The sequence below is a fragment of the Vibrio sp. VPAP30 genome (assembly GCF_001188205.1).
GTDB lineage: Bacteria > Pseudomonadota > Gammaproteobacteria > Enterobacterales > Vibrionaceae > Vibrio > Vibrio bivalvicida.
In genome coordinates this window covers 1-13,893 of sequence record NZ_LBLS01000013.1, presented here as the reverse complement: position 1 = coordinate 13,893, position 13,893 = coordinate 1, and the positions used below count along the sequence as shown (strand labels likewise).

General features: G+C 41.6%; 13 protein-coding genes. 7 read left to right on the top strand and 6 right to left on the bottom strand.

All coding sequences use genetic code 11. From position 1 onward, the window contains the following. Positions 1–315: 315 nt before the first annotated feature. Positions 316–1,113, bottom strand: coding sequence for a transporter substrate-binding domain-containing protein (locus ZX61_RS01970; RefSeq protein ID WP_082173366.1), 798 nt, complete (start codon positions 1,111–1,113; stop codon positions 316–318). 110 nt (positions 1,114–1,223) lie between these two features. On the opposite strand from ZX61_RS01970, the gene ZX61_RS01965 reads away from it, so the two are divergent. From ZX61_RS01965 to vctC, 5 genes are all read left to right on the top strand, one after another. Then, entirely contained in the window at positions 1,224–1,646 is a 423-nt protein-coding gene (locus ZX61_RS01965) for an RNA-binding S4 domain-containing protein (RefSeq protein ID WP_049843042.1), read from the top strand. A 168-nt stretch (positions 1,647–1,814) separates the two neighbouring features. Continuing rightward, positions 1,815–2,726 carry a siderophore ABC transporter substrate-binding protein gene (locus tag ZX61_RS01960; RefSeq protein ID WP_049843041.1) on the top strand — a complete coding sequence of 304 codons (912 nt, stop codon included), beginning with the start codon at positions 1,815–1,817 and terminating at the stop codon, positions 2,724–2,726. Between the two features lie 72 nt (positions 2,727–2,798). Next, on the top strand, positions 2,799–3,734 hold the full coding sequence (gene vctD / locus ZX61_RS01955) for an iron chelate uptake ABC transporter permease subunit VctD (protein ID WP_049843040.1): 936 nt from the start codon (positions 2,799–2,801) through the stop codon (positions 3,732–3,734). Then, positions 3,727–4,677 carry an iron chelate uptake ABC transporter permease subunit VctG gene (gene vctG, locus ZX61_RS01950; protein WP_049843039.1) on the top strand — a complete coding sequence of 317 codons (951 nt, stop codon included), beginning with the start codon at positions 3,727–3,729 and terminating at the stop codon, positions 4,675–4,677. Before vctD ends, vctG begins: the two co-directional genes overlap by 8 nt. A gap of 7 nt (positions 4,678–4,684) precedes the next feature. Next, positions 4,685–5,440: an iron chelate ABC transporter ATP-binding protein VctC gene (gene vctC / locus ZX61_RS01945; RefSeq protein ID WP_049843038.1), complete on the top strand. Its 756-nt coding sequence runs from the start codon at positions 4,685–4,687 to the stop codon at positions 5,438–5,440. A 52-nt stretch (positions 5,441–5,492) separates the two neighbouring features. Here the strand turns inward: vctC and cueR are convergent, their stop codons facing one another. The 3 genes from cueR to ZX61_RS01930 form a co-directional block, all read right to left on the bottom strand. Next, the gene (cueR, locus tag ZX61_RS01940) at positions 5,493–5,888 is read right to left on the bottom strand and encodes a Cu(I)-responsive transcriptional regulator (protein ID WP_049843037.1); all 396 of its coding nucleotides are present in this window, start codon (positions 5,886–5,888) and stop codon (positions 5,493–5,495) included. A gap of 162 nt (positions 5,889–6,050) precedes the next feature. Further along, positions 6,051–7,103: a porin gene (locus ZX61_RS01935; protein WP_049843434.1), complete on the bottom strand. Its 1,053-nt coding sequence runs from the start codon at positions 7,101–7,103 to the stop codon at positions 6,051–6,053. Between the two features lie 301 nt (positions 7,104–7,404). Continuing rightward, positions 7,405–9,012, bottom strand: coding sequence for a putative bifunctional diguanylate cyclase/phosphodiesterase (locus ZX61_RS01930; RefSeq protein ID WP_049843036.1), 1,608 nt, complete (start codon positions 9,010–9,012; stop codon positions 7,405–7,407). A 286-nt stretch (positions 9,013–9,298) separates the two neighbouring features. Between ZX61_RS01930 and ZX61_RS01925 the strand changes: the two genes are divergently transcribed. Next, a complete protein-coding gene (locus ZX61_RS01925) occupies positions 9,299–10,492 on the top strand; it encodes an acetate/propionate family kinase (protein WP_049843035.1) in 1,194 nt (397 codons plus the stop codon). Positions 10,493–10,568: 76 nt separating this feature from the next. Here the strand turns inward: ZX61_RS01925 and ZX61_RS01920 are convergent, their stop codons facing one another. Then, positions 10,569–11,540, bottom strand: coding sequence for an integron integrase (locus ZX61_RS01920; RefSeq protein ID WP_049843034.1), 972 nt, complete (start codon positions 11,538–11,540; stop codon positions 10,569–10,571). 676 nt (positions 11,541–12,216) lie between these two features. On the opposite strand from ZX61_RS01920, the gene ZX61_RS24215 reads away from it, so the two are divergent. Next, positions 12,217–12,663: a hypothetical protein gene (locus tag ZX61_RS24215; RefSeq protein WP_054963072.1), complete on the top strand. Its 447-nt coding sequence runs from the start codon at positions 12,217–12,219 to the stop codon at positions 12,661–12,663. Positions 12,664–13,287: 624 nt separating this feature from the next. Here ZX61_RS24215 and ZX61_RS01910 read toward each other — a convergent pair. Continuing rightward, positions 13,288–13,695 (bottom strand): hypothetical protein, encoded by a 408-nt coding sequence (locus ZX61_RS01910; protein ID WP_049843032.1) that lies wholly within the window; start codon positions 13,693–13,695, stop codon positions 13,288–13,290. Positions 13,696–13,893: the final 198 nt, after the last annotated feature.

Sequence of the window (13,893 nt, the reverse complement as noted above, 5' to 3'; positions counted from 1 at the left end):
AGATGTACTTACCTGATTAGCCAATGATTTATTTTTATTGCGTGATCTTTAATGTTCTTATAATCACTTATCATGCTAGTAATACAGCAATTGAGTTTTGATCTCTAGCCGCTAAATCGCGTTTTTAACGCGTCGTATGAAAATTTTTAACGATTGCTCACAGAGTGCACAAACTTTTGTCGATTTACTTGAAAATCTTGCAATACATACTTGAGCTAAGAAGCCTCTGATCTAGTGGCGAACAGGAGATGCCTATTCAGATCTAACGGTGAAATCAACTTAACGGATTACTTTCGACCAATGAGAGGTAAGCTTTTATTCTTGATTTTGAAGATAGTTAGACATAATTTGCTCGACCGTGCCATCGTTTTTAAGTTCTTCTAAAGTCTGATTGAATTGCTTGATAAAATCATCTTTGTAGGGGTAGCGATTTGTTGTGATGTTGGTAAATCCTAAATAGCCTTGTTCGCCACCGACTGATGTCCCCAAGGTGAGCGTCCAGTTTGGTCTAACCATTCCCTCTTCAGTAAGAAGTTTGATCTCCCACAGAATAGACAGCCTATCATTGATATAACAATCAATGCGGTTTTTATATAAGTTGAGGAGGTTAGCACGATTGCCTTTTGCTTCTTTTAAGAAGATTTTTCCCTGCTTAACCGCGTCCCAGAATTCTGTGCCTCCAAGGGCAAACGCTTCATTGATACCGATCGTTAATCCTAAGTAGTCTGAAGGCCAACGCTCTAATGAGCGATTCATTACGCTATCTGGCTGACAATATACAACCACCTCTTCATTTAAGATTGGAATTGAGTAGGGAAAAATGTACGGGCGTTTGTCGGTGTAGTAATAAGGGGGATAAAGAGCAAAGCCTTCTCCCACCTCTAAGAGTTTTAGTCCGCGTTTCCAAGGGACAAGGGTTATCTTGATTCGATAGCTTGGCATTTCTTTAAATACTGCATTAAGGATGTCGGTATAAATACCTTTTGCCTCTCCGTTTTCTATATAGCTATAAGGTGGGTAGGCGTCATCTCCATACACAACGACACCGGTGGGCGGATGATAAGCCCCTACGGTACTGCTAAGAAAAACCAAAAGAAGAAACGGCCATCTCACCACGTTCAAACCTTACCTGTATCTTATACTTATTGTTAACTTTAGTTTATTTATCGAGATATTGAGATTAGACTCTCTGTTTAGTTAAGAAATGACCATAAGGCATCGTAATGGATCAAGACTACGAACATGGCGAAGAGATTGAAATTGAAGCGATTGGCATTGAGGTGTCTTCGCAACCAATTGAATTATATAAAGTATTTAAAATAGCCAATCTAGTCGGTGGGGGTGGTGAGGCAAAGCACCTTATTGCTGAGGGCTACGTTGCGGTAAACGGAGAGTTGGAGACTCGTAAACGTCGTAAGCTATACGATGGCGATTTTTTTGAGTTTAACCAAGAGTATTACGTGGTTGTATGTGATGCGCCTGTAACGGAACCAGAAGAGAAGCCCAAAAAGCCTGATAAAGTGGTTGAGCAGGCTCCAGCTAAAAGTCGCAAACAGTCAGCGGGTAAAGTGAAACAGAACAAGAACAACGAAGAAAAGGCAACCCCAAAAGCAGGTAATGGCCGCTCATCGATAGACTTCTTCTAGGGCACAATAAATTTAACACCAAAGGAGCGATGTTCGCTCCTTTTGTGTTTGCAGCTACTTGAAATCTTCTTCACATCAATTCTAACTGTGTAAATAACGTAAATTAGCGATGACACAACTATAAATCTAAATGATAATGGATTTCATTAGTGATTATGGAGTGACACGATGAAGTTGTCTGCACTGGCATTAGCCACAGGATTATTAGCATTGGGCGCTAATGCGAGAATGGTGGAAATTGAACACGCCCAAGGTACAACCAAGTTAGAATCAAGCCCTGAGCGAGTGGTCGTGATTGGGTTGGGCGCATTAGATACTGTAAAGGCGTTTGGTATTGAGCCAGTCGCGCTATCAACAGTGAGCATGTTCCCAGACTACCTTGCCCAATACCGTGATTACAAGTTCGTTTCTGCAGGTAGCCTGCATGAACCAGACTTTGAGACCATCTATACTCAAAAACCAGACTTGATCATTGTGGGTTCTCGAGCAGCACCAAAGTACAAAGAGCTGTCTGAAATCGCTCCAACCATCGTATTCGCCGCTGATTCCAATAAAGGCTACTGGGAAAGTACTCAAGAACAATGGCGTAATCTTGGTGAAGTATTTGATAAGCAAGAGTTTGTTGAATCGAAGATCGAACAGTTAGATAAAGAGTTCACGGCAATTCGTGCATTCAACCAAGCGAATAAAGTTGATGCGCTTACTGTAATGAGTGCTGGAGGTAACATCACGACCTTTGGTGCGCAATCGCGTTTTTCTGCAATATACAAAGATTTCGGCTTCAAAGAGACGGTAAAAGGGATTAAAGAAAGTCGTCACGGCGATCTCGTTTCTTACGAGTTTATCCGAGAAAAGAATCCGTCAGCCTTACTTGTTATCGATAAAGATGTTCTGATTAATAAAGGTAAGGGGAGTACGGTTAAACGAGACTTTGAAAATGACCTCGTTAAAGCAACCAACGCTTATCAGGAAAAAAAATTGGCTTACTTAGATATTAACGCTTGGTACCTTTCAATTGCAGGTATGCGTGCTACAGAGCAAATGATAGTTGATGTGAACTTAGCCACAACGTCTAACTGAACAAGATAAGAATTATAAACATAGGCCTCAAGCACATGTTGCTTGAGGCTTTTGCGCTGAAGAGAAAAGTAAGTGAAGAAATTATTGCTGGCGCTAATTGTACTGAGTATTGCGTCACTGTTTGTTGGAGTAGGGCAGCTAAACCTTGCGTCTTTATTGGCAGGTGAACCTGATAGTTGGCAGTTGTTTTGGGCCAGTCGAATTCCTCGACTTGTTGCTGTGCTACTTGCGGGGGCTGGTTTGAGCATTGCAGGTTTGATTATGCAGCAAATCAGCCAGAACCGATTTGCTTCTCCTTCGACTTCCGGCACGATTGAATGTGCGATGCTGGGATATGTGTTGAGCCTTGTCGTGTTTGGTAATGGCCAGCAACTATGGCTGATCTTTGGCGTGTCAATGGCAGGCACGCTGTTGTTTGTTCAGTTTATTAATCGGATTCAGTTTAAGAACGCCATTTTCGTCCCCTTGATCGGCATTATTTTTGGTAATGTTGTTGACTCCCTAGCTACCTTTATCGCTTACAAATACGATGCTTTGCAAAACCTGTCTAGCTGGACAGTAGCTAACTTTGCCAACTTATTACAGGGTGACTATGAGTTACTCTATATTGCCATCCCAGTGGCAATTTTCAGCTACCTGTATGCGGCAAGGATATCGGCAGTAGGTTTAGGTAAAGACTTTGCCACGAACCTTGGATTGAACTACCAACAAGTGTTAGTTATTGGTGTTTTACTGGTTTCGGTAATGTCTGCAACGGTGGTAATGATTGTTGGCATGTTACCTTTCTTGGGCTTGATTGTTCCCAATCTTGTTAGCCGCTTCTTTGGCGACAACCTGCGTAAAAACATACCCTTGACAGCCATTCTAGGGGCGTTAATTGTGCTGTGCTGCGATTTAGTCGGGCGCCTAATTATATACCCATACGAAATCCCTATCTCTACCATCATCAGTATCTTAGGTGGTACGGTGTTTATCTTCTTTATTCTTAAGGGACAAAAGCATGCTTGATAGGACCAAACTTATTGGGCTTGCCGTTATCGCAATTGCGTTTTGCTTTCTATTCATTGGTATTGGCCTCAACGCTGATAACTACCAGTACTTTTTATCCCGTCGGGTGCCCAAAGTACTTGCTATGGTGATTGCGGGTATAGCCATTGGACAGTCTTCACTTGTTTTTCAAACCATTACTCATAATCGTATACTAACGCCAAGCATCATGGGGTTTGATTCTCTGTACATGTTTACCCAAGTGCTGGTGGTGGTAATATTTGGCGGAATGAGTAGTCTTGCTCTGAACGCTTATTTTAACTTCAGTGTTTCTATTGTCGTGATGTTGGCTTTCTCAATACTTTTGTTTGGCTTCTACTTTAGAAGTGAGCATCAGAACCTTATGGTTTTGCTGCTGCTTGGGGTCATACTTGGGCAGTTATTTGGCAGTATTTCTTCTTTTTTTGTTATGTTGATGGATCCAAATGACTTTGCGTCTGTTCAGGCCAACATGTTTGCCAGTTTTAACAATGTCAAGGTAGAGTTAGTGTACTACTGCGCCCCCATATTAATCGTAATAAGCATTGTCTTGTATCGTTTACATCGCGTTCTGGATGTTTTCTGGCTTGATAAAGACAACGCAACAAGCCTGGGTATCGACGTCCAAAAAATTACCCTACAAGTGTTAGTGCTTAGCGCGGCGTTAATTGCTATTTCGACAGCATTGATCGGGCCGATAATGTTTTTTGGCCTGCTTGTCACTAATCTCACGCGCGAACTGTTCAAATCGTATCAGCATCAAGTGCTACTTATTGGTGTTTCACTGATTTCGGTGGCGTCTTTGCTCAGTAGTCAATGGATAGTCGAGAACGTATTTGGCTTCTCAACCACCATTAGCGTGGTGATCAACTTCGTTGGCGGTATTTACTTTTTAACCATGCTGCTGCGCAACAAAATCGTGTAGGTCTATTATGATTTTAATGAAAAACCTGACCAAAGTATTCGGTCAAACCAAGGTGGTTGATGGAGCCAGTGCAGAGTTCGAAAAAGGCAAAGTGACATCAATTATTGGCCCCAATGGAGCGGGCAAGAGTACCCTACTTTCTATGGCGAGCCGTTTGGTCAGTAAAGATGCTGGAGAGGTTCTGATTGATTGTAAAGCACTTAGTCAGTGGGATACCAAAGCGCTAGCGAAAAAGTTGGCTGTTCTTCGTCAAGCAAACAACATCACTATGCGTTTTACGGTTAGAGAATTGATTGCCTTTGGCCGTTTTCCTTATTCACAAGGTAAGCTAACCGAGCAAGATCACCTTGTCATCAATAAGGCGATTGAGTACCTAGATTTGGTAGAGATTCAGCACAAATTTTTAGATGAGCTGAGTGGTGGTCAAAGACAGTTATCTTTCATTGCAATGGTAATGGCGCAAGACACTGATTATGTCTTTTTGGATGAGCCATTAAATAACCTCGATATCAAGCACTCTTTGCAAATCATGCGCAATGTTGGGCGATTGGCCCATGAGATGAATAAAGCGGTTGTGGTGGTCATTCATGACATTAACTTTGCCGCGTGCTATTCAGACAAAATTATCGCCCTTAAAAAGGGGAAGGTGGTTGCTCAGGGGCGTGTTGATGAGGTGATTCAATCCGACATTCTTGAGAGTATCTACGAAACACCATTTAATGTTATTGAGGTGGGTGGTAAGCGAATGTGTACCTACCATTAATCTTAGTTCGAACAATAAGAGCTCTAATGCTAAGGTTTTTTCACGATTAAGTTCATGATTCTTTTTTGATCAGGTCTTCAATAATCGGACAATCACTTCCTGCATCACCCGGGCAGGCAGTTACCCAGCTTTTGAGCTGTTTTTCGATCTCTTTCAACTCACGGATTTTAACTTTTACTTCTTGGAGCTTTTCTTTGGCTTTGGCTTTGACTTCGCTGCTCTTACGGTTTGGATTAGAAGCCAAATGGACGAATTCTTTACACTCTAGTAATGAAAATCCGGCATTTTTTGCGCGAGAGATAAGATTCAGCTGTTGCACGTGCTGTTGTGAGTATTCACGGTACCCTGACTCACTGCGTAGTGGAGCAGTAATCAAGCCCTTATCTTCATAGAGGCGGATTGATTTACTCGATAATCCGGTAAGTTTAGAGACCGCGCCAATATTCATAGCTATTCCTTAAAACAGAGTCGTTACGCTAGTACGGAGATGCGTAGGATCTTTTTACTACTTTTGCCCCTTAATTTAAAGCACTCGCAACAAAAAAAGCCCACCATTAAAAAAGGTGGGCAGCGCTGAAATGAAGTCAGCAGTTTGGACAGCTTTTAAAGCTTATAGATAGTAACGAGCACCAATCAGCCACTTGTTATCTGTATCGCGGTTATTTTTATCGTTTAAGTCAAACTGATAAGCTGTGTAGCCGATAAACTTAGGAGAGAAGTTGTACTCTGCTTGTAGAGCCGCCTCTTCACGTGCAATACCTTTATCAGATGTTTTAGTTTCTTTACCTTCTACCTTCTCGTAGTTCACAATCAGGTTTAGGCTGTTTTCGAACGCGTAAGAGACTAGACCTTCGTATGCTGTGCTCTCTTCTAGAAGTTTAGCTGTCGTACTTCCATCATTGTTCATGTACTCGTTAGATGCATATACACCCGCTACATAGATGCCTTTACCGTAAGTACCGTATTTGGCAGAAACTAGGTGAGATTTAGCCTGCTCTTTCTTGGTTGAGTTGTCTTGAACAAAGTCACCTGTGTTATAGGTGTAACCAAGTTGAGCGCCGGCAATTGCATAGGTTAAAGCAGCTTGTACACGGTCATCGTATTTGATACCAGACTTAGCGCCGTTAATTTCAACTTGTTCGTCGTTAGTACCTTGCCAACCAAGGCCGAAAGACAGTTCACCCGCTTGGTCAAAGTCGAATCCGTTGCGGTAGCTGACCATTTTGTCAGCACGACCTGTACCTAGTGCACCGTGGTTGTCGTAGATAAAGTCGTTTGCGAACGCAATTGGCATATCTGCCACGCCTGCTACGTCGTAGTATGGTGCCCACTGAGTACCGACCACCGCGCGGCCGTAAGAGTCATGAGTCAGGCCAACGTAACCTAGTCGAGTCGTGAATGCATTTTCACCACCGTTAAGGTAGTTTAGTGCCCATTCACCTTTAGCGTCAGCAGTAAAACCGTTACCTAGAGCTTGGGTTGCATTGAAGTTGATACGTGGAGAGTTAGTACCAACATCCGCATCACCTTTTTCAGAATCGTTTACGTTTACCGAAACGTGACCACCGATAGAGAAAGTTGTGCCGTCGTTGTTGTAAAGCTCAACCGCAAAAGAAGAAGCAGAAACTGATGCGATAACAACCGCTAAAATCGTTTTTTTCATAATAAAGTCCATATCATTGAGCCTTAAATCGGCTTTTTTACTCGTGTTTGTACGATAAGAAGACTTTAAATTGAAAGTTCAAAATGTGTTTGAAAAAGAAACTAAAATGTTAAAACTGAGATATGCTCAATAATATCAATAAGATATTGGTGTAATGGCTTGTTACATTAGCTTTTTTTATTTGTGTGTCTTGCCATGAATTGGAATAGTCTATATGACCGCGCTAAGTAATTGATTTTATATATTACTCTGTGCTCAGACCATGAAAGAAGCGCGACGCGGGCTGTTGCTATCTAGTGTGTTAGTTGACTTTGGCTAGCTCAGAAATAACGGGGGGATTATGCTGTAAAGTCCAATTAATCACGCTGTGAAGATCTAGAGGAGGGCTAAAGTAGAAGCCTTGAACAAAGTCACAATCGTGGCCTTTTAAGATATCAAGTACTTGCTGATCTTCTACACCCTCTGCAACGACGGTATAACCTAGTCCATGAGCAAGGGAAATAGCGTTAGATACTATCGATATGTTCCGTTCGTTCATTGCTAACTTGTACAAAAACGAACGATCGATTTTAATCTGGTCTACAGGAAGATCACGAAGTAGTGACAGAGAAGAATAACCTGTACCGAAGTCGTCTAAACTAATCTTAAATCCAAGCTTACGAATACTCTCTAATAGCGCTTCAGGGCTTCTCAAACGGTTTATAGCGGTGCTTTCTGTGATCTCAAGCACGATGTGTTGCGTGATGCTTTTGTTGGATTCAATCAATTTTAAGAGCTTTTCTTGAAGCTTGGAGCCCATTAAGTCTTTTGCTGATAGATTAACGTGAACCGGATATTGGAGTCCTTGGGCTTTAAATATTTGTATATCTTTCGTTACTTGTTCTAAAACCCAAGAAGTGATTGAGGTTATTTTATTGCTGTGTTCGGCGACAGGAATAAAATCTATCGGACTGACAGTGGCCCCATCTTTTGTGATCCAACGAATTAACGCTTCATAGCCACATACGACACCATGCGTAGCGGAGAGGATGGGTTGGTAGTAGAGCTGAAACTCATGGTCACTTAACGCTTTGTCGATATTTCTCGAAATCTCCAATTTGCGCCTAGCACCTTGGCTCATTTTATCGTTATAGATTGCGAATTGTCGCCCAGATTTTTTTGCCCAGTACATGGCAATATCAGCAGCGTTAATCATTTGCTCAGCATCTAAGCCGTGCGAAGGAAACTGGCTAATACCGATACTGGCACTGGTGGTTAACTCAAAGCCATCGACTGAAAAGGGAGGATGTAGTTCTTGGTTGATTCTTTTGGCCGCATATTTTATGTCTAACTCTTCCCTGTGAGGTACTATGACAATAAATTCATCTCCTCCTATACGAGCGATAAAATCTCCTTTTTCAAGAAGAGACCTAATTCGTTGACCAATTTGTACCAAAAGCTGGTCACCACAGAAATGCCCCATTCCATCATTGACTTGCTTGAAGTTCACTATATCGAGCAGCATTAGATCAAAAGGTTTGTTGTGCTCAATGAGCAAGTCTAGTGTCTCAATGCAATGCTTACGGTTGGGCAAGTTGGTTAAAGGATCATGTAGAGCATTATACTTTTCTTTTCTGACAATGGTTTTTAGTTGAACAATAGTGGTGAGACTGTAAGAGACTACAGTGTAAACAAAGATGCTGCCGCAGAAAAGTATCAAACTCAAGCCGAGCAAGATTGGGCTGATGGTTTGCTCTGTGAGTAACGAGAGCAGTACGATTGAATAACCAACGACAAAACTAAGAATTAGGCCATACAACCAGCGCCAACCAGCATGTTTGGTTTGTTTACAGATCTTTGTCGCTGTTTTTAAGCCTGCAACAAGCAAACAAAGGCCAATGAGTACAAAACTGATTGCTAGCGTAAACAAATCTACCTCTCAATGAGTATTTTTGAACCTTTTATTCGCCCAGTTTGATTATGCCAACGACGACTAGACGTAACTAAAGTGTAGTGCGTTCTGCTTAGTAATAAAAATAACATTAATTTTTTAGGGTGAAATAAATCCACTATTGCGATAGATCAACAAAAGTTTGTTTGATTTGTTGAAAAAGACTAATAAAAGTTGAAAGATTCAAAAAATATTGAATAATGAGTGCAACAACAATATAGAAGCGTAGCGCTTAAAACTCACAGTCTGAAACAGGAACAAATCCATGTCGAACTCGTTTGTGTTGGTCATTAACTCTGGTAGCTCTTCATTAAAATTTGCTGTAATTGACTCTAAGTCTGGTGATGCAATCGTCAGTGGCTTAGGTGAATGCTTTGGTTTGCCTGAAGCAGTCATTAGCTGGAAATACAACGGTGAAAAAACCGAAGAGTTAATTGATGCTCCAGATAACCATCATCAGCACGCGATCAACCGCATTGTTGCATTGATGGATACTCTTGGTTTCACCAAAGATTTAGTTGCCGTGGGTCACCGTATCGTACATGGCGGGGAGAAGTTTACTTCTACTGTTCGTATCAATGATGAAGTGTTAGCTGAAATTGAAAATCTGTCTGATCTGGCACCGCTCCACAACCCTGCAGGCGCCAAAGGCATTGAAGCTTCTATGCAAGCTTTCCCAAGCCTTCCTCAGTTCGCTGTTTTTGACACTGCATTTCACCAAACAATGCCACAAAAAGCATTCACTGGTGCTATTTCAAACGAACTGTACAAAGAATATGGTATCCGTCGATACGGTTTCCACGGCACTAGCCACTATTTTGTAAGCCGTGAAGCGGCAAAAATGCTTGGTAAGCGAGTGGAAGATTCAAGCTTTATCTCTGTGCATTTAGGGAATGGCGCTTCTGTATGTGCGATTGCGAATGGTCAATCGGTTGATACGTCAATGGGCTTTACCCCACTCGCAGGCCTAATGATGGGTACGCGCTCTGGTGACCTAGATCCAGGCATTATCGAGTTCTTAATGAAGAAAGGCTGGAGCCAAGAGAAAGTATTCGAAACGCTTAATAAGAAATCTGGTTTCTTAGGTGTTTCAGGCTTAACTTCAGATGCACGTGGTATTCTTGAAGCGATGGCTGAAGGCCATGAAGGTGCTAAGCTAGCATTCGACGTTTTCACCTACCGCGTAGCAAAATACATTGGCTCTTACATGATTCCACTAAGTAGTCTAGATGCCGTTATCTTTACTGGTGGCATTGGTGAGAATTCGTTAGATATCCGCCGTGAAATCTTAAGCAACCTTAAACTATTAGGTTTTGTTGAAGATGAAAAAGGCAACGAAGATGCGCGCTTTGGTAACGCCGGTATTATTGCTAAGTCTGAATTGCTAGGAGCGGTCGCTATGGTTGTCCCAACCAACGAAGAATTCGTAATCGCTCAACAGTCGGTAGAACTGCTGTAATCAAAATCGAAATCAGATAAAAAAAGCGAGCCTAAGTGCTCGCTTTTTCGATCAAATCAACTTTAATACTAGCTATTTAGCTGAGAAGATTTGAAAGCGGACTCTTAACACCATTTGCTCCTCTATCAATAATATGGGTATAGATCTGAGTGGTTTTAACATCTGAGTGCCCTAATTGTTCTTGGACGGTCCTTATGTCTGCCCCGCTTTCGAGAAGGTGGGTTGCAAAAGAGTGTCGTAGCGTGTGGCAAGATATGTCTTTTTCGATCCCAGCTTGTTTTGCGGCTAACTTAATGTGTTTTTGTAGGGAAGTATGGTGGATATGGTGTCGGCGTACGCTTTCTTTACGTGGGTCTGAAGATAATCTTTCAGAAGGAAACAGGTACTGCCAATTCAAGCTCATTTCTGCATTTGGGTATTTCCTTGCCAGAGATTCTGGCAGGTAACAGCCCGAGAAAGCATGGTTACACATATCTTGCTGATAAAATTCAGAGGAAATTCGCTGCTGTAGTTTTATCGCTGAAAATAGTTCGGGCGCTAAAGTAACAATTCGGTTTTTACCTCCTTTACCTTGCCAAACTCGCAGCGATTTATACTCGAAATCTATATCATGTATCCTTAGGCGAACGCACTCCATTAATCGTAGTCCAGAACCATACATTAACTGGTAGGGGAGTTTATACTTGGGTGCACAGTGTGAGAGCAGTTTTCTTATTTCTGATGGAGTTAAGACTGTAGGGAGCTTGCGAGATTTGTCTGACCGCCTAAATTGCATATCGAGATCAACAGGTTGCTGGATGATTTCCTTGTATAGGAAAACCAATGAATTTAGTGCTAGGCTCTGTGTTTTTTTCGCGATACTTTTCTGTGCAACTAAGTGGCTTAAGAAGTCTTCTACATGTTTGGTGTTCAGCTCTTTGGGGTGTTGTTTGTCGTGAAACAGTACGTATTGATGAATCCAGTAGACATATGCATCTACGGTTCGAAGCGCATAGTTTCTACCCAGCATATACTCACGAACGTAGGTTAAAAAAGGTGAATTGGACATCCCTTGTTACCTGTTTAAATATACATACCCCTTAGTTTGCCATAGAGCTTTCTACTATATAGATATGTTCTATATTTTGCGCATCAGGCGAAAGGAATACCAAGCTAAGTTACTGTTAGTTTTCAAATAAATGAGATATGGTTACACTTAAACAAAGGCTATATAGATAGAATCTGTAACAGTTTACAGACTTTTTCTGGCTAATAGCTGTTAACTGATATATCAGCAAGTGGACTATTAGCCGTTTGCGATTTGGCCAATAAGATTGAAATCGCGCCAGAAGCCTTAAATTTTCTAATTTGAACGTTCAGAATTTCATGAATATTGGAAAAGGGGTGATAGGCTGCAAGATACAACCTAATTACTTTAGTCTGTGGGCAGGAAAGATTGCAGTTTACATTATGTAAGTATTAGGTTTCGCTACTTGGAGCGTGCAGTCGATTTCTTGGTGAGAATGGACGTATTCAGGTTTTTAATAAGCTAGGCTAATGCTTAAAAAGTTAATGTCGAGATTAGAGGCATTCAGTTAACAAAGCGTTTAAGACGGATTCCCAACGCTCGGCATTTTCGGCTTACTTTGGGTTAAGTGTTTATGTCACAATGGTTTAGGTAGGGTGGTAGGCGTTGCTCACCACTTAACGCGGCGTTAAACCTAATGAGGAGAGTTTTGAATTCAATGAAGTTTAATGCAACACTCAATGACTATTTTAGAGAGGTGCACTGCATATGCCCTAAGTGTAAGGGGCATGCAATTATTACTGCCGAGTCTAAATATGCTTTGCCCTGGCGTCCTTCAAATGTTTCGTTGGTCTGCCATGGTTGTGCATACAGAGAAACATGGCCAATACCAAGTTGGAAAAGTGATTTTGTCAATTACAATCCGGGAAGTGGTATCGAACCTTATTTTGGTTACTCTTTGTTTTTTGGTGTGACTATTAAAGGCAAAACGTTGGGGATATTAAGCCCTAAGCATGCGAACGATATTTCGGAATATATTGCATATGCTCTTAGGCCTTCACCAATAAATTCAAAGTGGAGTATGGTCAATAGATTACCGAAATGGGTAATATCGGCAAAAAATAGGTCCCTTGTTTTGAAAGCTTTGTCCAAAATTCGCAATTAGGTTTAACAATCTGCTTAAGACGGACTATCAACGCTCGGCGATTTTAGTTCAAATCAGGTATAGTGTTTACGGTGGTTTGCTTAAGTATCGTGGTATGCGTTGCTAGCCACTTAGCAGGGCGTTAGGTTGCTTTAAAGAATGTAGGCTTGGTGGTTTTGTACTAAGCCACTTCAAGAATCGTATTTATCGACAGTTTAGCGGCAATGTGGCTCAACCATCGATAAGTGAAAGCTTAGTTTGGTAGGCACATATCAGCTTCAGCGGCTCACCGTTTTCAAGTCCGTCCTGTTTTAGACTTGTGCTTGATTTCAATATTGTCCCGAATAGTTCATCGAATCGGTGTTTTCAGGTTTAGTGGTCTTGGGGTTTAGTGAACCACCGCAGGTTACTAGGGCGCGCGATTCGAAGTTCAGTGGTCATTGCGGTGCACTCAGCATGGTTGGTTAGTAGGTTAACCTTTGCATTCCAAATCAGCAAAGGCACTCGTAATAAGCATCCCTAACAATCTGCTAAAGACGGACTGTCAACGCGGGGCAATTTTGGTTCGAGTCGGGTATAGTGTTTACGGTGGTTTTGTTAAGTGCGGTGTTCGCGTTGTCAGCCACTTAGCAGGGCGTTATGTGCCTAGTCATCTTTTAGCTTCTTAGCTTCAATACATTTTCCATTATTATCGTATATGGCGCATTTCCATGTATATCCCTCAATTTCAATAAACTTGGGTGCTTGGTTCAGGTTGAAGACACAATACAATGGAGACGTATTATTAGAGCAAGGATCTATCTCTGTTTGCTTAGAGTTTAGTAGTGCTACTGACTCGCAAGTACCATCATCGTTGTATTTAGAACAGTGCCATTCTTCATTATTCCATACGATTTTTTCTGGATTCCACATACGGTTTTTATTAAACACACATGTACATGGTATGTCATCGGGAGTCTCTCCCATTTTACGAGACACTTTGCGTTCTGAGTCTGCAAATGCTATTGGTATGGAAGTAAAGATTAATAATAATGTACTTATTGCATACTTCATATGGATTTCCTTCTTCCGTTAGAGTGGGTAATTATATCGTTCTATTGTTCATTGCACTTGAATCCAAGGCACTTAGTATCAAGTTTGAAGTGCGACACTTGCTACAGATGCGCATGAATATACTCCGTTGGTGTCCTATACCCAAGTCTTTTGCGTGGGCGCGTATTTAATTTGTGTGCAATTTCATTGCAGAGCTTC

Coding starts and splice junctions, on each gene's coding strand:
- ZX61_RS01965 (WP_049843042.1), top strand. CDS start 1,224: ATGGATCAAGACTACGAACATGGCGAAGAGATTGAAATTGAAGCGATT.
- ZX61_RS01960 (WP_049843041.1), top strand. CDS start 1,815: ATGAAGTTGTCTGCACTGGCATTAGCCACAGGATTATTAGCATTGGGC.
- vctG (WP_049843039.1), top strand. CDS start 3,727: ATGCTTGATAGGACCAAACTTATTGGGCTTGCCGTTATCGCAATTGCG.
- vctC (WP_049843038.1), top strand. CDS start 4,685: ATGATTTTAATGAAAAACCTGACCAAAGTATTCGGTCAAACCAAGGTG.
- cueR (WP_049843037.1), bottom strand. CDS start 5,888: ATGAATATTGGCGCGGTCTCTAAACTTACCGGATTATCGAGTAAATCA.
- ZX61_RS01935 (WP_049843434.1), bottom strand. CDS start 7,103: ATGAAAAAAACGATTTTAGCGGTTGTTATCGCATCAGTTTCTGCTTCT.
- ZX61_RS01925 (WP_049843035.1), top strand. CDS start 9,299: ATGTCGAACTCGTTTGTGTTGGTCATTAACTCTGGTAGCTCTTCATTA.
- ZX61_RS01920 (WP_049843034.1), bottom strand. CDS start 11,540: ATGTCCAATTCACCTTTTTTAACCTACGTTCGTGAGTATATGCTGGGT.
- ZX61_RS24215 (WP_054963072.1), top strand. CDS start 12,217: ATGAAGTTTAATGCAACACTCAATGACTATTTTAGAGAGGTGCACTGC.
- ZX61_RS01910 (WP_049843032.1), bottom strand. CDS start 13,695: ATGAAGTATGCAATAAGTACATTATTATTAATCTTTACTTCCATACCA.